Source organism: Paenibacillus sp. PDC88 (genome assembly GCF_900106725.1).
Lineage (GTDB): Bacteria > Bacillota > Bacilli > Paenibacillales > Paenibacillaceae > Paenibacillus > Paenibacillus shunpengii.
The window spans coordinates 596,934-618,914 of record NZ_FNNT01000002.1 but is presented as its reverse complement, the minus strand read 5'-3'; the positions used below and the strand labels follow the sequence as shown (position 1 = coordinate 618,914).

Below are 21,981 nucleotides of genomic sequence, written 5' to 3'. Positions count from 1 at the left end.
GAGTTCTCCTATGGCTTATTATTCATTATTCATCGTCATTCAACGACAGTGGTTGATATTAACATATTAATAGAGAGGTAGTTATTCAGCAACCGTCGCCTTCACCTCGTACATGGATACTTTCGTCTCCAGCAGATAATCCGGTTTCTCTTGATTCCGGCTGTTCCGATGTCCTGCAATATGAGCGGGGCTCTTCTCCCAAGCCTTCCAGGCATCTTCAGATTCCCAGCGGATCATCACGACAACCTCTTCTACTTCTTCGTCCTTCTTGCGATTTTTCTTCACCATCACAGTACGGTCAATAAATCCAGGAATTTCAGTCATCGGACCGCCAGGCTGGCCGAAACGCTCAACGACAGCATCGCTGTAGCCTTCTTTAACGGTAATTGCTCTTATTTGAATCAGCATGTGAACATCCTCCATATCATAGACAAGTATAAAAATATAGTAAACGATAATGATTATCAGTGTCAATGAAGGAGTGTTCTTTGATTGCAAAATTGTAAATTCACATCCACTCGTCATCCTCGCCCTGTCTATCCTCGAGCATTATAGAAGCACTCATTTCGTCTGCCATATTCTGAATATCCTCCGAGTAGATCAGAGTCATTCCGTAGCCGTCCTCTTGATGCTTCTTAAGCGCTTTTTCTTTTATATACCGTGGACTCCCGGGACCGTTCTCTTCATCATAAACCAGTAAAATATGATCTGTCTTCCGAAAGAGAAGCTCGTCTCTCGCCGCAAACTGCCATGGACCCGCATAGGGCTGCTTGCTGACAATACCATAATAATCGACATTTCTTATAATTTCTTCGTAATATTCCTTATTGTCATCAGACCATTTCTCTTCCGGATTCATAAATGCAGATATAATGGACAGCTTCAGCTGCGGATATTCTTTCTTAAGTTCAATGACCACCTCGCATGCCCACAAATCTACACCATACTGACCCGGGGTGATAATCCACTCTGCGCCTTCCTCAATAAGCGTAATCAGCTTGGATCGGATTGCTTGCTTAATATAAGGAATACCCGGGTGCTTCTGATTGAAGATGCCGAGCTCATTGGCCCGGTATCCAGTAACTAACACGTTTTTCATAGCCTGTCTTTGTCATACCGCCCTTCAATGTCATGTGCTTCTATATATCCTAACATACATGAATCCATTTCATAATAACTCCCGCTATTTTCTGTTCACAATAAGCAGCTCTGTTCTTCGTGTCTCATACGTATGCGAGATCCCTTCCTCGGAGAGGACTCCCAGTTTAATCAGGCTTGCTATTTTTCCACTATCCGCCTTCGACAGGAGCTTCCACACCTCTGGATCCGGCAATGCTTTATACAGCAGCTCGTCATCATATTCCTTCCTGTTCTGGACAACGATTCTGGCTTCATATTCTCCATGCTCCATACGGACCGCATTCTCTGCTGTAAGATGATCAATCATCTCCAGGCGCAGGCTCGACAGCTCATCATCTATATCTTTCTTTAGCTTCTTCAGCTCAAAATAACGCTCCATTTGATCCATCATCTCATCATCACGCTCCTCTTTATAGATGTGTATGCAATAAGCCCAGGTTCAACGACAGATCAACAGCTTAACGGGTAGAAAACAGCTATAGTCAATGCATGCCCATTGAATTATGTATAGAGCTATGCTAAGATAGCGTTAACTTTAGGAACGGAGGGATACCGCTATGATTAATTGGATTCGAGTTAGATTTTCTTTTGCCCTTAACTAAATAGGCAAAGACTCTGCTCTTATGTGTAAGGCAGAGAACTCGGATTCGATCTATCCATATGCTGGTATTTCACAGAAGATAGACGAAGAGGACAGGAGTGAGATCCCTGGCCTCTTTTGTTATACAAATAAACGGGTGTGTCCTTAACCATGTAACCATGCCTATTGTGCGTGCGGTGTGATTTTAGGACCCATGCGGTATAGAATGCTGTGGAAATCGCAGTTAAGCACTGGCTATTTCAGATGTTTAATGCTTGTTCACAGATCTAGTCCCTTACCGGGCTGTACTCCCGTAGTAACTCCGAGTTCTCTTGAACCTGTACACAGGCAGAAGGTTTAGCCTGTGTTTTTTTATATTTCAGGTGTAATCATAAGGAGGACGATGGTATGACACAACCATTTAAAGATAAAGCAGTAATTGTAGGACTACAAATGAACAGCCAAGAGGATTTTGAACACTCCATGGAGGAGCTTGGCAATCTCGCCAACGCCTGCGACATTGAGGTCGCAGCCGTGCTCACACAAAAGGCAGAGCGTATTCACCCAGCACACTATATAGGCAGCGGGAAGATTGAGGAGCTTTCTAATCTGCTGAAGATGCTGGAGACCAATATTGTGATCTTTAATGATGAGCTCTCTCCTTCTCAGGTTCGTAACCTCGAGAAGAAACTGGATGCCGCTGTCCTGGACCGGACAACACTGATCCTGAATATTTTTGCGGAGCGTGCAAGATCAAGAGAATCCCAGCTTCAAGTAGAGCTGGCAAGACTTCAATACGTACTACCTAGATTGTCTGGAATCAGTTCTTCCTCAGGCAGACAACGCGGCGGGGTCGGCACGAAGAACAGAGGTTCAGGAGAAACCAAGCTGGAGCTAAGCCAAAGACGGATTGAAGAGAAGATTACAGAGCTGAACCGTGAACTGGAGCTGCTCGTATCCCAGCGTCAAACGCAGCGCAGACGACGCCAAAAGACCGAAATGCCGGTAGTGAGTCTGGTCGGCTATACGAATACAGGCAAGTCCAGTCTCATGAATGCCATGCTTGATAGATACGATGCTGCAAATGAGAAGGCTGTACTGGCCAAGGATATGCTCTTTGCCACCTTGCAGACCTCGGTCAGACAAATCTCGCTCCCGGATCGAAAGAGATTTCTGCTGACCGATACGGTTGGATTTGTAAGCAAGCTTCCGCATCATCTCGTCAAAGCCTTTCGTTCAACACTGGAAGAGGTGCTTGAATCCGATCTGCTTCTGCACGTTGTAGATGCGAGCAATCCCGATGCCGAGCAGCTGATTGAAGTGACCAATCAAACGTTGAAGGAGCTGGGTGCCGATAAAATTCCGGTTGTCTATGTTTATAACAAAATCGATCTCAGCAGCGAATTAATGAACGAGATCCAGGTTCGTAAGCCAGCTGTCTTTGTATCGGCCAAAACAGGTCAAGGACTGGATCAGCTGGAAGCTGCTATCAAGCAGCAGCTGTTTGGGCATTATGAGCGAGTGGCGCTAAACATTCCATATGACCAAGGACATCTTCTCTCCTATTTCCATGAGCATGCGAATGTCGAGACGATTCATTATGAAGAGGATGGCACGAAGCTGACCATAGAGGCTTCGCCTGTTGAAGTGAAGAAATGGAGCCATCTGCAAGCAGAATAAGAAGATAAAAAAATAGCCAACCCCTTGTAACGAAGGGATTGGCTATTATCTTTATTATCCGTATAAGCATCTGTTATTTTAGAGGGTAAGTCCAGAAGTATTCCGTCATCAGCCGCTCTGCAAATTGCTTGTCCTTGAGAAGCGACTCACCTGATAAGATACGGAACTGTGAGCTGTGTGCTGCGATGGACTGTACCTTATTGAGCTTAAATTTCTGAATGTCATAGAATACATCCGGTTCACCGATAGCTTCCTTGTGACCGTTGGAGAAAGCCAGGCATTGCACAACTGGTCTTCGCTCCCGATCCATTGCTTCAACCACTCTGACAACCGCTGCACCCGTTGCATCATGATCTGGATGTACACTGTAGCCTGGATAAAATGTAAATACAATCGAAGGATTCAATTCTTCAATCAGTGCAGAAATCGCTCCATCCAGCAGATCACGGTCTTCGAACTCGATCGTTTTGTCATGGAAGCCAAGCATCCGTAAATCTTGAATTCCGATCGCTCTACAGGATTGCTTCAGCTCTTCTTTGCGAATTTCGGGCAGCGTGACACGGTTCGCTATTGGAGGATTCCCCATATTCCGCGCCATTTCGCCCAGAGTAAGACAGGCATATGTAACCTGTGCTCCTTCGCTTGCAAATTTGGCCAGTGTTCCTGACATTCCGAAAGATTCGTCATCCGGATGCGGAAGTACTACTAATATATTTTGCGTCATAAGAACCCCACTTCCTTAAAACAACGTTCTACTGAGCAGCAAAGATACGATCAATCGACCTTCTTTGTCATGGCCTGCCAGCAGAATGCGTCCTTCTTCATTTTCTTCCCAATGCGTCAAACCTTCTGTATAAACCCAGCCTTCTTGTGTCTTCAAGCCAACTCTATAGTAGGTATCACCAACAATGGTTCCTTTGCTGTATCTCACCGGCACGTTCTTGATGAAATTTGCGGCTGGATGCTTCGAGCTATCATTATGGGCTGCATAGGCACCCATCGTCATTTCCATATGAAGATACAAATCTTCGTTCGCGTACCGGTCAAGCTGCTCCTGCACCATGGCTATATTTATTAGCTGCATAACAATTCCTCCGTTACTCCTGCCATCCGTGAGCATTTGCAGATCACAGGTATGACTTCTCCTAGCCTTCACGATACTCCTTATTCGTTAACAGGCTCTTATAGCAGTATAGCTTAAAAAAAAGCGAAAATAAAATGATTCATTATAAATTTATTCCATCTCAACGAAACTAGTCTGACTTATACTGCGTATATGGAAGAGTAATGTATGAATTTATAAGGAGGCTGCTTATTCTATGTCGTTCTTTAATAAAATGCTGGCCAAAGTCGGAATTGGGGCTGCAGAAATTGACACGCTATTAGAAAAAACATCTTATGTACCCGGTGAAACGGTGAAAGGTGTGGTTCGCATAAAAGGTGGCAGTGTTGAACAAGAAATCGAGAAAATATATATTCAGCTGATGACACGCTACATTCGTGAACAGGATGATCGTAAAGTAGAATATAACTACACACTTGCCAAATTCAACGTATCGAAGAACCTTCGGATTGAGAGTAACGAGCAGCTGGAGATTCCATTCTCCTTCCCACTGCCGCTTGAAACACCGGTAACATATAATCGTCAGCCGGTTTGGCTGAGTACAGGTCTTGATATTGAGATGGCTATTGATCCCAAAGACCATGATTCAATTCAAGTCGAGCCACATCATTATATGTCTGCTATTTTTGAAGCCGTAGAATATCTCGGATTCCGATACAAAACTTCATCCTGTGAGCATGCGTCTAAACTAGGCCGCGGTGTTCCTTTTGTACAAGAGTTTGAATATTACCCGAGCAGTTCCTTCTCTGGACGCGTTAAAGAGCTTGAGCTCATGATGAATCTGGATCATGACGGCGTACATGTGCTAGTAGAGGTTGACCGCAGAGCACGCGGACTTGGAGGATTTTTCGAACAGGCTTTCGATTTGGATGAGCGTCATGTCAGACTATACTTCGACCGGTCGGACATTGCCCAAGGCACAGAGCATATTGCTCGTCAGATTGAGCGTGTTATTCATGATCAATCCAGATAACTTATACAAAGAACGCTGGTTTATTCTCACTTCGAGTGAGAGAACCAGCGTTCTTTTCGTCGTATGATGGTAAAAGCATTCTTGTTACACGCGCTACTTTATTTTGATAACGATGTTTCGGGATATCAATCGGTGGAGGAGGATAAACACAGCAGCAAGGACCAATGAAGTAAGCATCGCCGTTGTCGTCGTGGGCTCTATAGGATAGATTGGAAGCCAGTCAGACAGCAGCTCCACTGCATCACCGCCGCCCCACACCATATCAAGGAGGATTAGACCAGCGAGTCCTACTGGTATCGATAGCAACCCGCCGTAGAAGCCAAAGCGATAAAAGCTCATAGAAACCATCCATCCTGCTAAATAATAAACTAGAAACTGCAATGTAAATATTATAAACGGCATCAAGCTAAACATCTCATATCCAATAACAACGGATTCTTGACGGGGTATTCCAGCCCATCCCAATATCAAGTACTGAACACCTGAAAGAATCCACATGAGGATCGGGAGAAGGATGGATAGAAGAATGACAGCTATTGTAGAACCTACAAAATAATCCTTCCTAGTTACCCCTTGATGAATATAGTGCTTCAGGAAAGCATAAGAGGATATAATCCCGATTACGAGCATGTAGGTCTTAGATGCAGTAAGTCCAAAATTCATAAAATACATGGAGGCTGGTGATTCCATTTCAGAAACGTTCAGCTTGATGAAATCCGGAAGCAGAAGTATCAAAAACTGAAACAGAAACAAAAATGAAACAAACCACAGGGTCCAAACCAGCTGGACATAAAACAGATCGAACGCGATCTTCTTGCTGTTCTCAAAAGGTTTCATTTCCATCATGATTCTTCCTCCTCCGTTAATTGAATGAATAAATCCTGCAGCGGGACATTCCCTAATTCCAGCCCCAATTGCTGAGCAGTTAGGCGCTGCTCCTGTGATAACTCCCCATAGATGACTGCTGATTTCGTACCGCCTAACTGCTGTACATTCAGCACTTTCATCCCCTTCGTAAATGCATCGACGGTGGAAGCTGCTCCTGTGACAGTAGCTCCTCGAGACAAGATCTCATCTGAAGTCTCTTTGAGTACAAGCTGTCCTTTGTTGATGATTATGACTTCTTCGAACAAATAATCCATTTCAGATACCAGATGTGTAGACATGATAATCGTCCGAGGATGGTTCGTATGATCCTCCAGCAGCTCCTTATAGAACAGCTCTCTAGTCGGTGCGTCCATTCCTAGATAAGCTTCATCAAATAAAGTAACGGGAGCTCGAGCCGCAAGTCCAATCGTTACGTTAACGGCAGACTGCATACCCTTGGATAGACTGCTCATCGCCTTATTCAGTGGAAGCTTAAAGCGTTTCGCTAAATACAAGGCATAATCCATATCGAAGTAGGGTCTGTAGCGTTCAGCCGATTCCAGCATTCCTTTTACTTTTTCCGTCTCAGCCGAGTAATCCATCTCGTACACAAAAGCCACATGACGCATAATTTTGGCATTTTCATAAGCGTTCTCTCCATCAATACGAAGAGTACCTTGTGTCTGGCGTCTAAACGATGCGAGTATGGTTAATAAGGTGGTCTTACCCGCACCGTTTCTCCCCAGCAGCCCATATATTTTGCCACTGTCCAAACTCAGGGATAAATTATCGAGCGCTACATGCTTCCCATATTTCAGACCGAGCTGATTCATCTCAATGATCATGAATTCGTCCCCCTTGCTCTTCGTTGTTCAATTAACTTAATGAGCTCCTGATCTGTCATTCCGAGCTTCTCTGCTTCCTGCAGCATCGGCAGGATGTATTGATCCGCAAAAGCACCTTTACGCCCTTCAAGCAGCTTCTCTCTTGCCCCTTCCGCGACAAACATGCCTACACCTCTCTTTTTATAAATAATCTCTTCATCGACCATAAGATTGATCCCTTTCGAAACGGTAAGATGGTTAATCTTATAGAACTGCACGAGTTGATTGGTTGATGGAATTTGTTCGTGTTCTTTAATCTCACCGTTCACGATCTGGTCTTCGATCTTTTCCTTGATTTGCTGAAAAATAGGTTTGTTATCCGTTAATCCTCTACTCAATTTACGCTCACCACCTGTTCACCATCCGTCGTTCGATATATGGTTATATAGTCATGTATATAACCATATCACATATTTATGACAAGTCAAGTTGAATTGACACCTGATTTGCCTAAATACAAAAAAGACTGAAAAAGAGTCCAGTCCTCTTTATCCAGCCTTTTTCTCATGTCATATTCGTTGAGAGATCGATTCAATTATCAGCTAATCAGAAATGAGGCAGGAAGCTGCTCAGCCTTACCAGGCTCTTTCCATTTTTGGCTGTCTCTCTCCGGTCGCTCCGCGAAAGTCGTTCGTCATCCAAAAATTCCACTCGGAGTGTTTGTTAGCGTCCAGTGTTCCCCTCTGGACGTACAAAAAAGCAACCGTCCTCGGTAATAACCAAGGACGGTTGCAACGTAATCACGTGTGTTATGGATCGTTCTCCGCCTCTTATATCAGCTTGTTCTTGTCATTTTGGGAGCTGGTGCAGTCCATCTCTCCCATTCCGTCAGCGTGCTGAAGGCCTCATCATTCGTATCACCGCACATCGTCGGTTCAGCCTTTAGTCTGCTGCATACTTTGGGTCTTTCGGGAAGGCCAAACAGCCTGCATTTGTTGTCCTCCGTCAGCTGAACGCATCTTACGCCGGCGGGTTTACCTTCAGGCATCCCTGGAATCGGAGATGATATGGACACCACGATACAGCATGCCCCACAACCGGTTCTACATTCCATCTTCTACACCTCTCATTATAGCCAGTTCGCAAGCCAAGGCTTATTTGTACTAGCTTATGCGAAAGACATAGCGCATTATAACTGCTTGTTTTATAGAACTTGAAGAACCTGAATCTAGCCTGTCTTTACACTATAACGATGCAGCTGTCCGGGTGCTCCCTTGAACTGCAGCTTCTTGGTTTCAATCAGTGATCGCAGTCTAAATTCCAAGAAGTCTTTGCGCAAATAATAGCGATGAAGCTTAACAAGCACCTCAGCCACAACCTTGGAAGCAGGAACGTAGTGATCATCAAATTGTAAACCCAGCTCTGTCACAACCTCATCAATGATATCATCCAGTGCGTTCTCATCGCTGCATTTAAACTGATTGTTCTCCCATAGTCGGAGCGGTAGATCCTTTAGAGAGAGATCTTGCCATTCGTTGGTAAGCTGGATTCTTTGTTCATCACTTAGTGAAGCCTTCTGTTCCAACCGACCCAGCATTGGAATAAAATGTTCCTTTTTAAGCTGGGCTAGATTGACGGGTAATAGAACAGGCATCTTATTCTGAGCCTCTTTGTCACTAACTTCACTTAAAAATAGCGTTTGGTATTCCTCAGCAGCATTGTTTAATACGATCTGTACTTCCCGATCTTGTAGCAAATAAACCGCAAACCGCAAACCGATCTGATCATGTGCATGATCTCCATGCCAGATCGTAATTCTGCTGCCTTCCGGAATCGCCTTGATTGCTCTGATGACCGTTCCTATCTGATGCTCGGGATTGTACGTATACAGTTTGTCATAATTGGACAATCGCTGGGACATCCACGATATACGACTGCTCTCTCCATCCGTAAGATCGATGCCAGACAGTGGTCCATATGCAAACCAGTCATTAAACGAGAGTAATTTGTGTGAATGACGAATTTCCGCTTTATGTAATGCAGCTTTCATGACTCCCTGCTCTGACATCCCAAACATTAAATGAACATGCTGCTCCGTCATGTATGCCACCTCTTTCTAAAATAGGGATGTAATTCAGCCATTCCCGGTACGACGAATGTTATACCTTCGCAGGCTTCAGATAATACTGGTGAGTCTCATTAGGAACACCAACAAATTCAAGCTTCTTATTCGCTATTAATGATCGAAAACGATATGATATCAGATGGGCACTCATTAATTCAGGATAACGCTCAAGTATAGGATCAATCAATAGTCCTGCTGACACATATTCCTCGTTATGAATATATTTATCCTCCACCCTATGAAGAAGGTTACATTGTTCGTGAATGACTTCCATGATTACAGAATCGTAGGCATCTTCCGCCAAAAACAGCAGTTTACCTTCTATTAATACGCGCAGCATTTCACTGCGGCCTGAAATATCCCGCCATTCACTGGCATATCGTGCTCTATCCTCTTCTGATAACAAATCCCCCTGAATTCTCTGTATGAGCTGAGAGACATCTTCCGTTTGGAGCTGATGTAAGACCGTGTGGTCCAATTCTTTATCAACAACGGGTAAAAGATTTAGCGCAAGTAGACGCTTATACTCTTCTTCAGGATTTAAGATCCGGATTTCTGCCTTGACTCCACGAAGCAAATGCAAAACTAAACGTGAAAATATATAGTCATGTGCATTGCTTCCTGCCCATATCGTAATCAATTTATGATCCGGAATATTCTCTAGAATCGGCTTCATTGCTGCAATATGATGTAGTCCGTTACTATAATAATGATCATAGCCCATATGATTCATCATCCACATGTAACGTTCTGTTTCATATTGCTGCTGGTCAATATGGCGCAACGGTCCAACCGCATAGAAATCCTCCAAGCTGTATACTATGGATTCCTGCCGAAGCCCTGCCTTCGACAAGGAGACCTTTAGCTTACCTGCAGTGGATAAATTAGAAGTTATATAGATTCTAGGAGGATCTTCTTGAGTTAATTTCTCGATTCGAGATTCTTGTAAAGATTCACGCCACATTTCCTTAATTCTACGGCCCAGTTCTTCGCTCTCCGAGCCTGAATCTCCGATTGAACAATCGCTTTGTTGCAGCACCCAATCTACAAATTGCTTTAATCTATAGTGATCCATCTCGTTAATTTCATTATTATAATTAACCCTAATTGTAAGTCCCCATTTCTATAGTTGTAAAATGGTTAGATGATAAAATTTTGTAATAAATCATAAAGTACTGTAGAATCACATGGTTTAAATACCGGCTAGTCATAGTATCTTCTGGATGCGCAATGCTCTTTAATCAATTTGTAACTTGTTAATTCCACCACCTCAATACAGCTCTTCGAATCCGGAGAATGAATCATTTTCCCGTCTCCTATATATATACCTACGTGATGAATGCGGCCTTTTCCTTCTTCATATGCAAAAAAAAGCAGGTCTCCCGGACGCAGCTGATTACTCGCTGCTTCTGTTCCTGCTAGAGCCTGATCTGAAGCATCCCGCGGAATGGTAATTCCTTGAGACGCATACATACTATATGCAAAACCCGAACAATCATAGCCATATGAGGACAGCCCCCCCCACAAATACGCCAGGTCCAGAAATCGACTTGCTTCTGCCGCAATGCGGCTCCCTAGGTCTAAGCCTGTTCCAATACAGTGATCTAAGATAGTAACATCCGTTTTGTTGAGTACACCTACTCCATGAGGAGAATGAACATAAACCTCTGTATCTCTCACTTCCATTAATGGAAGCCTTGTTAAATAGCTGAGTTCCAAGTAAGATACTCCTGCCTTTTCTGATAATAACGCCATCCTGGCAAATTTAGCACGAACTTGAACCCGCTTATTTTGAACTTGAGCATGCATACGAGTATTAACCACAGTATTCATTTGCTCTTGATCGTTAATCTGCACCTGAGCATTCATTTGCTCTTGAGCCTCAGCGCTCTTCTGCTCATATGAATTGATTTGCACCTGTGCATTTAATCGCACTCCGCTGTCATGTGCAACGTCACGGCTCCATTCCGTGAGCTGAATATAAGGAACCCAGCCCGGATATCCGAGCGGATCCTTCGTTGTCGCTTGGTTAGGTATGCGGATGTTCGCCCATCCATCTCTCACCTCTAAGACTACTACCTCCTCGGCATATAGAACCTGGGTTTGGATGCGATTGGATATGCACAAATCCAGCCGTTCATCCGTAGTCAGACTGCCAATCCAGCCTCTCATATCCATTGGATTGTGCAGCACGCTCACATCCATTGCCCGCGGGGACTCCGGTGTGGTCCATACCGCAGCAACCGGAACACTCACTGTCATGTTTTTCAGTCCGGGCCTGTATTCAAAAGGTTTCATCCGGTTACCCCCATTCCTTCTTGAATGCGTACATCATGAATTCCGAGTCCAGCTGCATCCGTAAATCGGATAATCCTGCCGTCATAAACAACACCGCCGTTTATATCTCTGCCATCCATCATTAGCGGCGCGTCAAAATCAAATCTTGTTATGTTTTTCTTGCTGGCTGCAAAATGGGCGGCCGCGGTTACCGCTACTTTGGATTCAATCATGCTTCCCACCATACACTCTACACCGTATTCTTCGGCAAGCTGATTAATCATTTGAGCCTTGTAGATCCCCCCGGCTTTCATCAGCTTAATGTTGATCAAATCGGCAGCACGATGTTGAAGCACTTCAAGCGCCTGACTTGGAGTGAATACACTTTCGTCAGCCATAATGAGCGTATCCACAGCGTCTGTTACGGTCTTGAGCCCTGTAAGATCACCCGCTCTCACGGGCTGTTCCACCAGTTCAATATTCAGGTTGAGATCCTCCAGCTTGCGGATACAACGAATCGCTTCCTTTACCTGCCAGCCCTGATTGGCATCCAGCCTGATCCCTATCTCGTTACCGACACGGCTGCGAATTTCCTGAATTCTGGCAATGTCCTCTTCGATCGGATCTTTCCCCACTTTAATCTTCAGCACATTGAAGCCCTCAGCTACACAGCGCTCCGCATCATCTGCCATTTCTGCCATCGTTCCCACACTTACTGTAAAATCCGTCTCAATCCGGTCCCGATATCCCCCAAGGAATTGATATAGAGGCATACCGCTGTACTGTGCGAGCAAATCGTAAATCGCCATATCCACTGCCGCTTTTGCGCTGCTCGAGCCGACCATGACCGTATGTATTGTCTGTAATAGCTGCTCGTAAGCAAGCAGGCTTCTGCCCTGAATAGCAGGCCCCAGGGTATGAAGTACAGCTGACTCAATACTGTCAAGACTGTCTCCTGTTATTACAACGGTAGCCGGTGCTTCACCCCATCCAATTCGTCCATCACTGGCTGTCATTCGAACCAATATGGATTCACTTTGCGTAACAGTTCGTAATGCGGTTTTAAAAGGCTTGATTAATGGCGTATATTTGCGCATGACCTCAATATTCTGTATTCGCACTTTAATGTACCTCCTTGATATTTTAAGCCAGGATCTATCCTAAATCCCACAAGAACAATTCATTCAACACCTACCCGAACTGGAGCAGCTTGCGACTTGTATCCAGCTGTGCAGGAAGCCCTAAAGGAATGGCGATATTCGGGGAACAGTGGCCGATTCGAAACCCACCCATGGCGGGTCTGCCCGCCTTCGTAATATAATGCTGTATTACCTCTTCCAGTGATAGGGACATTTCTCGCTTAACTGGATCACAATGATGAAAATCACCAACGATGATACCCGCTGCTTCCGTCAGCTTGCCTGCTTGAAGAAGCTGATTCAGCATGCGGTCTATGCGATAAGGCTCTTCGCCAATATCCTCGATCAAGAGAAGCCTGCCTTCCGTATTTATCTCGTAAGGAGTGCCAAGTGTCGTCACAAGCAGCGAGAGATTGCCGCCGACGATAACTCCTTCTGCCGTTCCAGGCAAGAGAACCTCAAGTGGAGAAATTGCCTCTGTATAGGGTGGTATATCCTTACCGAACAATATATCAAAGCCTTGTAGGGTAAGTGGATCAACGGAATCAGCGGCCAGACAGGTCAGCATAGGTCCATGAAATGTGATTAGACCCGTACGCTGAAAAATGGCGTTATGCAGGAATGTAATATCACTGTAGCCCCAGAAAAATTTCGGATGACGCCCAATAAGCTCATAATCCAGCAGATCTGACATTCTTGCCGTTCCATATCCGCCTCTGGCGCATACAATCGCTTTAATCTCTGGATTGGCGAACATGTCATTCAGTTCCTGAGCTCTGTCTTCATCCGTTCCGGCCAAATATCCGTATTCGTTGTAGACTGTCTTGCCAAATTGAACCTGTAAGCCAAGACGGAGCAGGTGATCGGCTGCCTTCGTTATACGAGCACTGTCCCCCGGACTTGCCGGAGCCATAATTCCGACCTTATCCCCCATACGTAATGGATCAGGATATATCGTATTAAACTCTGTATTCATCTCCTTCGCTCAACTCCTCTCGGGCACGTATAGAAAGGAACTCCCAGTGATCTGGTTCGATCACCGGGAGAACCTGCAAGCATTAGCATGTATGAAGTCTTTGCTTATTGTAACTCTGCGTACTTGTAATCAATATATCCGTATGCATGCCTCAGCACCCCAGTTAAATGATCCTTCTGCAAGTACACGGAATTATAGAAATACATCGGCATGATCGGCATCTCTTCCATAAGTATGCTCTCTGCTTCATGCAAATACGTAAATCGTTTCTCTACATCCGGCTCGCTGTAAGCAGCTTCTATCAGCTGGTCATACTCACTATTGCTCCAGCCTGTCCGGTTATTAGGACTACCGGATACAAATATGTCGAGGAAGTTAATCGGGTCAGCAAAGTCAGGGAGCCATGAGCTTCTTGACATTTGGAACTGAAGACTCTTCTGCTCATCGGTCAGTACCTTGCTCTCCTTGCTCGCCAGTGTGATATCAATACCTAGATTCGTTTTAATCATGGCCTGCATTGTTTCCGCAATTTTCTGATGAAGATCATTCGTGTTGTAGGATAAAGTAACGGACGGAAGCGTATCATATCCTTCTTCCTCCATCCCTTCGCTTAGAAGACGTTTCGCTTCTTCAATATCAAACTTTACCAGCTCGCCGCCCTGTTCACGGAAGTCCCCTCCGTTCTCACCTTCGAGCAGGCCATAGGAGACCAGCCCGGTTGCCGGCTTATGCTTCTGCTTGATCACCAGATCTACAATCTGCTGTCTGTCTACAGCCAAGGTAAAGGCTTTACGGATCTTCGCATTTGTGAAAGGTTCCATCGTAGTATTAAAACGATAGAAGTACGTTCCTGCTGAATCCTCAATTGTTGCTTTACCTTCGTCGATCAGAGATTGAATTACATCCGGCGGCAGGGTTCCCGTAATATGCAATTCTCCACTCTCATACAGCTGATAAGCTGTCGTCGAATCATCTACCATCTTCATCGTAATGCCATCCAGCTGAACATTTTCAGCATCCCAATATTGATCATTTTTCACCATTTGAATCTCAGCATCATGCTTCCATTCCGTCAATTTGAACGGTCCGTTGCTTAGAATGGAAGAAGCCTCCGCTGCCCACTGCGCATTTCCTTCAACGGTTGCCTTATGTACGGGGAAGAATGCAGGGTTCGACATCATACCGAGAAACCAGGGAGCGGGCTTGTTCAGCTTTATTTCGAGGGTATGTTCATCTACTGCTGTAACCTGTACGTCATCTACAGTTCCTTCTCCCGAGTTATACGCTTCAGCTCCTTCAATAACATAGGCGAGCGTTGCCGATGCAGCGCCAAGATTTGGATCCAGCATGCGTTTGAATGCAAATTCAAAATCCGAAGCCGTAACCGGGTCACCGTTAGACCACTTCGCATCCTCCCGCAATGTGAACGTATACTGCTTCTCATCTTCTGTAACTGTCCACTCACTGGCTACTCCTGGACCTGGGGTGTGGTCTTCCTGAAGACGGGTCAAACCTTCCATGAAATTATTCAACACATCATTTGAGACCTGATCAAAACCAACAGGCGGATCAAGAGACGTCGGCTCCTTACCATTATTAACGAGCAGAATCTTACTGTTCGCATCAGCAGCGTCTCCGTCTGCTCCACTACCCTCTCCTCCACAAGCCGCCAGCACAAGACACAGGATCACAATACAGCACGACAACAGCATGGACCGATGTTTCTTCATTGATTACTCCCCCTTAAGTTTATGAATGTGTATGGAATCAATTTCATAGCTGTTTCATATTGAAATTGATTCGAATTCCGGCAATACATGTGTCTATTATTCGCTCAACTAATAGAAGAACGAATCGCCGGTTCAAGCACTTTTGGTGTAGGTACAGATTTCTTCGGAAACACACCCTTGGAGCGTTCGTCGAGCAGCCAGCAGGCGGCTGTATGTTCAGGCGCTCCGTCCATGCTGACTGACGGCGGATCATAAGAATCGCACACTTCCATTACATATGGACAACGGGCAGTATATGGACAGCCTTTGGGTGGAGAAAATAAATCCGGCGGGGTTCCGGGTATGGATATAAGCGGCTTGCTGCGATCACCGTCTACACGGGGCATGGATGCAAGCAGTCCTTGCGTGTACGGATGCTTTGGATTATAGAAGATCTGCCTTACCGTACCGGATTCCACAATCTTACCTGCATACATGACACAAACACGGTGGGCTAAATTAGCAACAACTCCCAAATCATGAGTAATCATGATAATGGATACACCGGTTTCTGCCTGCAGCATTTTAAACAAGTCCAATATTTGTGCCTGGATCGTTACATCAAGTGCTGTTGTGGGCTCATCTGCAATAAGAATGGAAGGATTCCCTATGGCAGCGATCGCAATCATGACCCGTTGTCTCATCCCGCCGCTGAATTCATGCAGATACTGTTTCATCCGCGCCTCCGGATCTTTAATACCGATGAGCTGTAACATATCCATAGCGCGTTTCTTCGCCTCTCCTCTGGACAGCTTCTGATGATGCCTGATTCCTTCCATCAGCTGCTCGCCAATCGAGATTGTGGGATTTAGTGCCGTCATCGCATCCTGAAAGATCATCGTGAGTTCGCTTCCGCGAAGCTTTCGTATCTGTTTCTCGCTCATGCTGACGAGCTCCGTATTTTTATACTTAATGCTGCCCTTGTTAATCGTAGCTGTTTGCTTGGGTAAGAGACGCATGATGCTTCTCGCGGTCACACTCTTGCCGCTTCCAGACTCCCCTACAATCGCCAGCGTTTCTCCTTTATAGAGGGTTAAATCAACGCCTCGCACAGCCTGTACACTCCCGCCGTATGTAGCAAACGAAACATGCAGGTTATGGACTTCGAGCAGCGGATCTGCCCCATCATTCCTCGTTGCCATCTTGTGTTACCTCCTCTGTTTCGGATCGAATATCTGATGGAGACCGTCACCCAGCAAATTAAATGCCAGCATCGTCAAAGAGATAAATAAGGATGGGAAGAGCAAGCGCCACCAATATCCGGACAAAATCGTAGACATCCCGTCATTGGCCATCGTCCCCCAGCTTGCAAGCGGCGCCTGTATACCAAGACCGAGGAAGCTGAGGAACGCTTCTGAGAATATGGCCGACGGAACCGAGAATGTAACCTGCACAATAATGACACCGAACGCATTAGGCAGCAAATGTCTTCGAATAATGTTCCACGATCCTGCCCCCAGTGCTCTGGCAGCAAGCGTATATTCAGAGGATTTCAACTGCAGAACCTGTCCACGCACGATGCGCGCCATTCCAATCCATCCCGTCGCAGTTAGTGCCACGATAATTGTAAGCAGCCCGGGACCCATGGCGACCATGAGCAGAATAACGATGAGCAAATAGGGTATTCCGTACAAAATATCTACAAACCGCATCATGACATTATCGATTCTTCCGCCGAAGTATCCGGCAATCCCTCCGTAGATAACGCCGATTACAAAATCAATAACAGCCGCAATCACACCAACGCCGAGCGAAATCTGCGCCCCGTATATAATACGGGCAAATACATCACGTCCGAGATCGTCCGTCCCAAACCAATGGGCCGCAGAGGGCTGCTGATTGGCATTCACCAAGTTCTGCTCTGCATAGCCGTGTTCAGCTATAAGAGGACCGAACACAGCGAGAATACCAAGAAGAATAATGACAATAAGTCCTGCAAACGCAAGCTTGTTCTTGTACAGCAGTATCCATGCCCTTTTCCATGCGGGAATGCGGGGTCTAACGATCGCCTCAGCCTCTCCAGCTTCACGCTTCATGGGTACAAATAGATGATCAGGTACGTTGGATGCTTGCATAACCTAGGCCCCTTTCTTATGAAGTTTGATACGCGGATCAATCAAGCCGTACAAAATATCAACCAGGAACATCATCATAATGAGCAAAGCACTATAGAATACAGTCGTTCCCATAATGACGGAATAATCCCGGTTGTTAATGCCATCAACAAAGTATTTTCCCATACCCGGTATGGCAAAGATCTTCTCAATGACAAAGCTTCCTGTCAGCACATTAGCCAGCAGCACGCCAAGCAGTGTAATCACCGGAAGTACTGCATTGCGCAGACCATGCTTCACGACGATGACGAGGGGTGGAAGGCCTTTGGATCTAGCGGTATCCATGTAATCTTGAGTGAGTACCTCAATGAGGTTTGCTCGAGTTAACCTTGCGATTGTCGCAATCGGTCCTGCCGCTAGAGCCATAGCAGGCAATACCATGTGCTTCCAGGTTCCCCATGTGGCTACCGGCAGAAGCTTCAGTTCAACCGCAATATATTTGATAAGCAGCGGGGCAAGCACAAAGCTTGGAATGGCAACACCAATTACGGCAAGAATCATGGCGATATGGTCAATGATCCCGTTTTTTTGCAGAGCAGCAATGGTTCCCAGAAGGATGCCGATGAGAATGGAGATGCATATGGCGACTATGCCCAGCTGAAATGAAACGGGAAATCCGCGTTCAATCATACTGTTCACGCTGTCGGGATAATGAGATATCGAAGGTCCGAGATCTAGGGTGAGAAGAGATTTCATATATTCAAAGTATTGAATGTAAAGAGGCTCATCCAGATGATAGAAGGACATCATGTTCTGAATGACATTGGCATTCGCTTCCTTGCCGTCACGATCAAACGGTGACCCTGGAATCGAATGCATCAATAGGAAGGTAATTGTGATAATCAGCCATAACGTGACGACCATCGATATGAATTTCCGAAGAATATATTGTGCCATGACAGGGCTCCTTTATCAGCAAAATGCAGTTCTCATTGCAAGCTCAGTCATCACAAGCATGGCTTGGTAGGCTTCGAGGATGTCGTCTGCCTGATAGGATACCACCGGGGAATAACGTTCCATCCGGGTTTTGGGCATGAGATGGGCCCACTCTGCTTGACCATAATTGGCAAACTCTAATGTTAGTAGCGGCTTCTCTGGTGGAGTCAGCGGATGAACCCGCTCTTTGTTCGCTATGGCCTGAATCGTCTTCTCCCGCAGGAGTTCACCGCTCTGGGCGGGTGTCAAGCACAGGGCTGACGTGCGTGAGATTTGTTTTTTCACGATGGCCGTTGTGACATGTGGTATCAGCTCCTCGGCTTCCGCGGCAGTCTCATCATCCCCTGCCACAAGCAGGATTGGAACGCCATGATGTCCTGCGACATAAGCGTTGAAGCCAAGCTCTCCTACGGCCACATCATTAATGTACATATTACGAATACCGAAGATCATCGAGTGACTCAGCACTCCCGGACGTGCCGCTCTGGAATGATAGCCTAGAAAAACAGCACCCCCATAGCTGGAATCGAGACCCTGCATCATGGAGTAGGGCTTCACATCTCCAGATATTAACTGAGCTCTTGGATACAGCTCCTCAATAATTAAATTATTCATTTTGGAATGGCTGTCATTAACCACAACCTCATGAATTCCTTCACCAAACGACGTTTCGATCACATGATTGGCTTCAGCCGTCATAATCCGCTGCCCCCGGTTGTAGTTCCGCTTCGCAGAATCGACAAAAGTGTCATCCACAAGACCCGTGACACCTTCCATATCTATCGAAATGTACAGTTTCATGCTGATTGGCCCCCTATTAGTCGTAATTTTAATTCTGACGTTAAGGTCTTACTTGAATATAAAAAAACAGCAAACCATAACATGGGCAGCTGCTCCTAGCATGAGAACATGTCTGACCCCGATTATGATTTGCTGGATTTCATTTACGATGTGCTGTACGCAAGGCCTGAAAAGATGACACAGCCGGTACATGCGAATAAATAAAGCAGCCTATCTCTATATTTAATTATGGTTAACAATTGAACGATATTTCTTCTGTGCATCCTTATAGGCGACAATAATCGCCTTCTGAGAAGACCCGTGATATCTCGAACGAACCTGCTCGCTGATCGAATCGAGATCATGCATCGTCTTCCCGACAAACAGGGTTCTGACAAAGGCCGAGGTGAGCGGAATGGTCGAAGAGCATCCGGCATCTACAATCTTATCATTCGTCGTATCAATCACCAGACCGATAAAAAAAGCACTGAACTGCTGAGTAATCGGATTATTGACCGAGGTCTGTGCGTCGCCCACGATATATATCGTATCCGTATTATAGTCCAATGGCTTGTCCTCCTGGATCAGCTTCAGTTTAAGGGTTAATCAAGGATGCAAATGAGTCCTGTCCCGAGCTCCTGCGACTTGATTAGACAACTGAAGATGAATTGTGTAATTTATTCTAACAACAAACTCACTTATTTGTAAATAACCTTTGTGAATTTGTTTCAGCTATGTAAAATTATGATCAATGGTCTCCTTCCCCCTCTTCATTCAAGCTTAGAACATGTCAGTTGTATGTTATATAACAGCTGGAAATCATCCATTCAAATCTGTTAATTTTACATTTCAATTGCACTGGGATGATTTAGAATTTACAAACTACACTTATGCTTGTTTACATGAGGATTTGGCAAAATCCGACTGATAAATGACAAGGAGTGTGTTCTTTTGAGCGAAAAAACGATCGATCGCAAAACCTTTCTATCCTATCTAGGTACAGGTGCTGCTGCACTTGCTGCCGCTTCTGCTGGTCTTGGTACACTTGACGGCAAAGCCTCCGCAGCTTCGAGTGCGAACCACCTCTTCGGATTTAACACGAACAAAGTTACAGGCTTCTTTGATCCAATTGAGCCTACTATGGAAGACGAGCTCGTATTGCCAAAGAACTTTAAGTATGACGTGGTAGCCGCCTTCGACGATATTATTAACCCAGCAGGAGAAAAATTTGGGCAGGGTGCAGATTACAACGCATTTTTCCCCATTGAAGGCTCGAATACGCGAGGACTCCTTGTTACGAATCATGAATACACCAACATCTTTGCAATCGGTCCTGTAGCGGACAGCGGTCCGACCAAGAAACAAATCGAGCAAAGCCTCTATTACCAAGGGATGTCCGTAACTGAAGTGTACCGGGATGAGCAAGGGGTATGGAAGCTTGATCCGACTTCAAAATATGCACGCCGTATCACAGGCTTCACCTCCTTCGACATCACAGGTCCTGCCAAAGGCTCCGCAACAATTGGAAATGCAACCAAAGCACAGGGTACATTTGCCAACTGCTCCGGCGGGGTCACATTATGGAATACGGTGCTGTCCTGTGAGGAAAATTTTGAAGAGCTTGCCGGACAAGCAAAGCTGCCAGAGACCCACTATGGCTGGGTCGTGGAGATCGATCCTTTTGAAGCCTCTTTCCGCAAAAAGCATACTGCTCTGGGTCGATTCAATCACGAGAATACGGCAATGGGTATTGCCAAGGACGGACGTGTTGTTGTATACATGGGCGATGACAAGAAGGATGCCTGCGTATACAAATTTATTAGCAAAGGGAAATACAACAAAGCCATCGGCCGTTCCAATTCTGCCTTGCTTGAAGAAGGCACACTATATGTTGCCAATCTCAAATCAGGTAAATGGGCTCCTGTTACAATTGAGGCCGTGAAGGAGGTTCTCTCCTCCGACAGCTATAAGAATCCTTATGGCGTAACGGGTACGAAGGAAGAGCTGCTGAAAAAGTTCACTTCCCAAGCGGATGTCGTTACATATTGCAATCAAGCTGCTCTAATTGTTGGCGGCACTCCAACCGATCGTCCGGAGGATATTGAAATTTCGCCTTTCGACAGCACCGTCTTTATCTGCCACACGAATAACGATATTCATGGCAATATCCACGGTCATATTACACGTATTTTTGAAAACAACGATGATCTCGGATCTCTTGAATTCAACTTTGAAATCTTTGCTGCCGGCGGCAGACAATCCGGCTTCAGTTCCCCAGATAACCTTGCGTTCGATTCGAATGGCAACTTGTGGGTCGTAACTGACATTTCCACCAGCAGTCACAACAAGGGCGTATATAAATCGTTCATGAACAACGGTTTGTTCGTCATCCCTACAAGCGGCAAGAGCCAGGGACAAGCACTGCAATTCGCATCTGGCCCTAAGGATTCGGAGCTGACCGGTCCATACTTTACACCAGATGAACAAACACTGTTTATCTCTGTACAGCATCCCGGCGAAATGACTACAGACCTGAACAACCCAACAAGCACATGGCCTCACCGTAAGGGAGATAAGAAGGCCCGCTGTGGCGTTGCGGCAATTAGCGGATTCAAGCTCGGACTGTAAGTTTCGACGATAAGCTTTTTCTTCGATCATATTGTAATCTAACATTCAAC

The 21,981-nt window shown here is 45.6% G+C and carries 23 protein-coding genes; 3 read left to right on the top strand and 20 right to left on the bottom strand.

Annotation, left to right across the window (positions count from 1 at the left end):
* Positions 1-81: 81 nt before the first annotated feature.
* From BLW49_RS09425 to BLW49_RS09415, 3 genes are all read right to left on the bottom strand, one after another.
* Complete coding sequence (locus BLW49_RS09425; RefSeq protein WP_076313667.1) at positions 82-408, bottom strand: antibiotic biosynthesis monooxygenase family protein; 327 nt, start codon at positions 406-408, stop codon at positions 82-84.
* A 100-nt stretch (positions 409-508) separates the two neighbouring features.
* Positions 509-1,099, bottom strand: a complete 591-nt coding sequence (locus BLW49_RS09420) for an SLOG family protein (protein WP_090724234.1) — start codon at positions 1,097-1,099, stop codon at positions 509-511.
* Between the two features lie 84 nt (positions 1,100-1,183).
* The gene (locus BLW49_RS09415) at positions 1,184-1,531 is read right to left on the bottom strand and encodes a hypothetical protein (RefSeq protein ID WP_090724232.1); all 348 of its coding nucleotides are present in this window, start codon (positions 1,529-1,531) and stop codon (positions 1,184-1,186) included.
* Positions 1,532-2,128: 597 nt separating this feature from the next.
* Between BLW49_RS09415 and hflX the strand changes: the two genes are divergently transcribed.
* A complete protein-coding gene (gene hflX / locus BLW49_RS09410; RefSeq protein ID WP_090724231.1) occupies positions 2,129-3,400 on the top strand; it encodes a GTPase HflX in 1,272 nt (423 codons plus the stop codon).
* A gap of 73 nt (positions 3,401-3,473) precedes the next feature.
* Here the strand turns inward: hflX and bshB2 are convergent, their stop codons facing one another.
* Positions 3,474-4,124 (bottom strand): bacillithiol biosynthesis deacetylase BshB2, encoded by a 651-nt coding sequence (bshB2, locus tag BLW49_RS09405; protein ID WP_076313663.1) that lies wholly within the window; start codon positions 4,122-4,124, stop codon positions 3,474-3,476.
* A gap of 15 nt (positions 4,125-4,139) precedes the next feature.
* Complete coding sequence (locus BLW49_RS09400) at positions 4,140-4,484, bottom strand: YojF family protein (protein ID WP_076314085.1); 345 nt, start codon at positions 4,482-4,484, stop codon at positions 4,140-4,142.
* A gap of 235 nt (positions 4,485-4,719) precedes the next feature.
* Here BLW49_RS09400 and BLW49_RS09395 point away from each other — a divergent pair, with 235 nt between their 5' ends.
* Positions 4,720-5,496, top strand: coding sequence for a sporulation protein (locus BLW49_RS09395; protein ID WP_076313662.1), 777 nt, complete (start codon positions 4,720-4,722; stop codon positions 5,494-5,496).
* 93 nt (positions 5,497-5,589) lie between these two features.
* Here BLW49_RS09395 and BLW49_RS09390 read toward each other — a convergent pair whose 3' ends face one another.
* The 15 genes from BLW49_RS09390 to BLW49_RS09320 all read right to left on the bottom strand — a co-directional run bounded on the left by BLW49_RS09390 (position 5,590) and on the right by BLW49_RS09320 (position 19,870).
* Positions 5,590-6,342: a hypothetical protein gene (locus BLW49_RS09390; protein ID WP_090724229.1), complete on the bottom strand. Its 753-nt coding sequence runs from the start codon at positions 6,340-6,342 to the stop codon at positions 5,590-5,592.
* The gene (locus BLW49_RS09385; protein WP_090724228.1) at positions 6,339-7,208 is read right to left on the bottom strand and encodes an ATP-binding cassette domain-containing protein; all 870 of its coding nucleotides are present in this window, start codon (positions 7,206-7,208) and stop codon (positions 6,339-6,341) included. The genes BLW49_RS09390 and BLW49_RS09385 overlap by 4 nt, the downstream gene beginning before the upstream one ends.
* Positions 7,205-7,585: a GntR family transcriptional regulator gene (locus tag BLW49_RS09380; RefSeq protein ID WP_076313659.1), complete on the bottom strand. Its 381-nt coding sequence runs from the start codon at positions 7,583-7,585 to the stop codon at positions 7,205-7,207. Before BLW49_RS09380 ends, BLW49_RS09385 begins: the two co-directional genes overlap by 4 nt.
* A 437-nt stretch (positions 7,586-8,022) precedes the next feature.
* A complete protein-coding gene (locus BLW49_RS09375) occupies positions 8,023-8,301 on the bottom strand; it encodes a YkgJ family cysteine cluster protein (RefSeq protein WP_076313658.1) in 279 nt (92 codons plus the stop codon).
* Positions 8,302-8,415: 114 nt separating this feature from the next.
* Positions 8,416-9,288, bottom strand: a complete 873-nt coding sequence (locus BLW49_RS09370) for a DUF1835 domain-containing protein (RefSeq protein ID WP_090724226.1) — start codon at positions 9,286-9,288, stop codon at positions 8,416-8,418.
* Between the two features lie 58 nt (positions 9,289-9,346).
* Positions 9,347-10,387 (bottom strand): DUF1835 domain-containing protein, encoded by a 1,041-nt coding sequence (locus BLW49_RS09365; RefSeq protein ID WP_090724225.1) that lies wholly within the window; start codon positions 10,385-10,387, stop codon positions 9,347-9,349.
* A 128-nt stretch (positions 10,388-10,515) separates the two neighbouring features.
* Positions 10,516-11,610: a C40 family peptidase gene (locus BLW49_RS29120; protein ID WP_256209681.1), complete on the bottom strand. Its 1,095-nt coding sequence runs from the start codon at positions 11,608-11,610 to the stop codon at positions 10,516-10,518.
* Positions 11,607-12,710, bottom strand: coding sequence for a dipeptide epimerase (locus BLW49_RS09355; protein WP_076313654.1), 1,104 nt, complete (start codon positions 12,708-12,710; stop codon positions 11,607-11,609). Before BLW49_RS09355 ends, BLW49_RS29120 begins: the two co-directional genes overlap by 4 nt.
* Positions 12,711-12,780: 70 nt before the next feature.
* On the bottom strand, positions 12,781-13,704 hold the full coding sequence (locus BLW49_RS09350) for a S66 peptidase family protein (RefSeq protein WP_076313653.1): 924 nt from the start codon (positions 13,702-13,704) through the stop codon (positions 12,781-12,783).
* Between the two features lie 104 nt (positions 13,705-13,808).
* Complete coding sequence (locus BLW49_RS09345) at positions 13,809-15,434, bottom strand: peptide ABC transporter substrate-binding protein (protein WP_076313652.1); 1,626 nt, start codon at positions 15,432-15,434, stop codon at positions 13,809-13,811.
* Positions 15,435-15,538: 104 nt separating this feature from the next.
* The gene (locus BLW49_RS09340; protein ID WP_076313651.1) at positions 15,539-16,615 is read right to left on the bottom strand and encodes an ABC transporter ATP-binding protein; all 1,077 of its coding nucleotides are present in this window, start codon (positions 16,613-16,615) and stop codon (positions 15,539-15,541) included.
* Between the two features lie 6 nt (positions 16,616-16,621).
* Positions 16,622-17,548 (bottom strand): ABC transporter permease, encoded by a 927-nt coding sequence (locus BLW49_RS09335; RefSeq protein ID WP_076313650.1) that lies wholly within the window; start codon positions 17,546-17,548, stop codon positions 16,622-16,624.
* Positions 17,549-17,551: 3 nt separating this feature from the next.
* Positions 17,552-18,484 carry an ABC transporter permease gene (locus BLW49_RS09330; RefSeq protein ID WP_090724223.1) on the bottom strand — a complete coding sequence of 311 codons (933 nt, stop codon included), beginning with the start codon at positions 18,482-18,484 and terminating at the stop codon, positions 17,552-17,554.
* Between the two features lie 15 nt (positions 18,485-18,499).
* Positions 18,500-19,324: a M55 family metallopeptidase gene (locus BLW49_RS09325; RefSeq protein ID WP_076313648.1), complete on the bottom strand. Its 825-nt coding sequence runs from the start codon at positions 19,322-19,324 to the stop codon at positions 18,500-18,502.
* 222 nt (positions 19,325-19,546) lie between these two features.
* Entirely contained in the window at positions 19,547-19,870 is a 324-nt protein-coding gene (locus BLW49_RS09320; RefSeq protein ID WP_076313647.1) for a DUF3870 domain-containing protein, read from the bottom strand.
* A 384-nt stretch (positions 19,871-20,254) separates the two neighbouring features.
* Here BLW49_RS09320 and BLW49_RS09315 point away from each other — a divergent pair, with 384 nt between their 5' ends.
* Entirely contained in the window at positions 20,255-21,931 is a 1,677-nt protein-coding gene (locus tag BLW49_RS09315; protein ID WP_256209680.1) for a PhoX family protein, read from the top strand.
* The last annotated feature ends 50 nt before the right edge of the window (positions 21,932-21,981 follow it).

Bases quoted from the DNA above. Each gene is read 5' to 3' on its own strand.
- BLW49_RS09425 (WP_076313667.1), bottom strand. From the start codon at position 408: ATGCTGATTCAAATAAGAGCAATTACCGTTAAAGAAGGCTACAGCGAT.
- BLW49_RS09420 (WP_090724234.1), bottom strand. From the start codon at position 1,099: ATGAAAAACGTGTTAGTTACTGGATACCGGGCCAATGAGCTCGGCATC.
- BLW49_RS09415 (WP_090724232.1), bottom strand. From the start codon at position 1,531: ATGATGGATCAAATGGAGCGTTATTTTGAGCTGAAGAAGCTAAAGAAA.
- hflX (WP_090724231.1), top strand. From the start codon at position 2,129: ATGACACAACCATTTAAAGATAAAGCAGTAATTGTAGGACTACAAATG.
- bshB2 (WP_076313663.1), bottom strand. From the start codon at position 4,124: ATGACGCAAAATATATTAGTAGTACTTCCGCATCCGGATGACGAATCT.
- BLW49_RS09400 (WP_076314085.1), bottom strand. From the start codon at position 4,484: ATGCAGCTAATAAATATAGCCATGGTGCAGGAGCAGCTTGACCGGTAC.
- BLW49_RS09395 (WP_076313662.1), top strand. From the start codon at position 4,720: ATGTCGTTCTTTAATAAAATGCTGGCCAAAGTCGGAATTGGGGCTGCA.
- BLW49_RS09390 (WP_090724229.1), bottom strand. From the start codon at position 6,342: ATGATGGAAATGAAACCTTTTGAGAACAGCAAGAAGATCGCGTTCGAT.
- BLW49_RS09385 (WP_090724228.1), bottom strand. From the start codon at position 7,208: ATGATCATTGAGATGAATCAGCTCGGTCTGAAATATGGGAAGCATGTA.
- BLW49_RS09375 (WP_076313658.1), bottom strand. From the start codon at position 8,301: ATGGAATGTAGAACCGGTTGTGGGGCATGCTGTATCGTGGTGTCCATA.
- BLW49_RS09370 (WP_090724226.1), bottom strand. From the start codon at position 9,288: ATGACGGAGCAGCATGTTCATTTAATGTTTGGGATGTCAGAGCAGGGA.
- BLW49_RS09365 (WP_090724225.1), bottom strand. From the start codon at position 10,387: ATGGATCACTATAGATTAAAGCAATTTGTAGATTGGGTGCTGCAACAA.
- BLW49_RS29120 (WP_256209681.1), bottom strand. From the start codon at position 11,610: ATGAAACCTTTTGAATACAGGCCCGGACTGAAAAACATGACAGTGAGT.
- BLW49_RS09350 (WP_076313653.1), bottom strand. From the start codon at position 13,704: ATGAATACAGAGTTTAATACGATATATCCTGATCCATTACGTATGGGG.
- BLW49_RS09345 (WP_076313652.1), bottom strand. From the start codon at position 15,434: ATGAAGAAACATCGGTCCATGCTGTTGTCGTGCTGTATTGTGATCCTG.
- BLW49_RS09340 (WP_076313651.1), bottom strand. From the start codon at position 16,615: ATGGCAACGAGGAATGATGGGGCAGATCCGCTGCTCGAAGTCCATAAC.
- BLW49_RS09335 (WP_076313650.1), bottom strand. From the start codon at position 17,548: ATGCAAGCATCCAACGTACCTGATCATCTATTTGTACCCATGAAGCGT.
- BLW49_RS09330 (WP_090724223.1), bottom strand. From the start codon at position 18,484: ATGGCACAATATATTCTTCGGAAATTCATATCGATGGTCGTCACGTTA.
- BLW49_RS09325 (WP_076313648.1), bottom strand. From the start codon at position 19,324: ATGAAACTGTACATTTCGATAGATATGGAAGGTGTCACGGGTCTTGTG.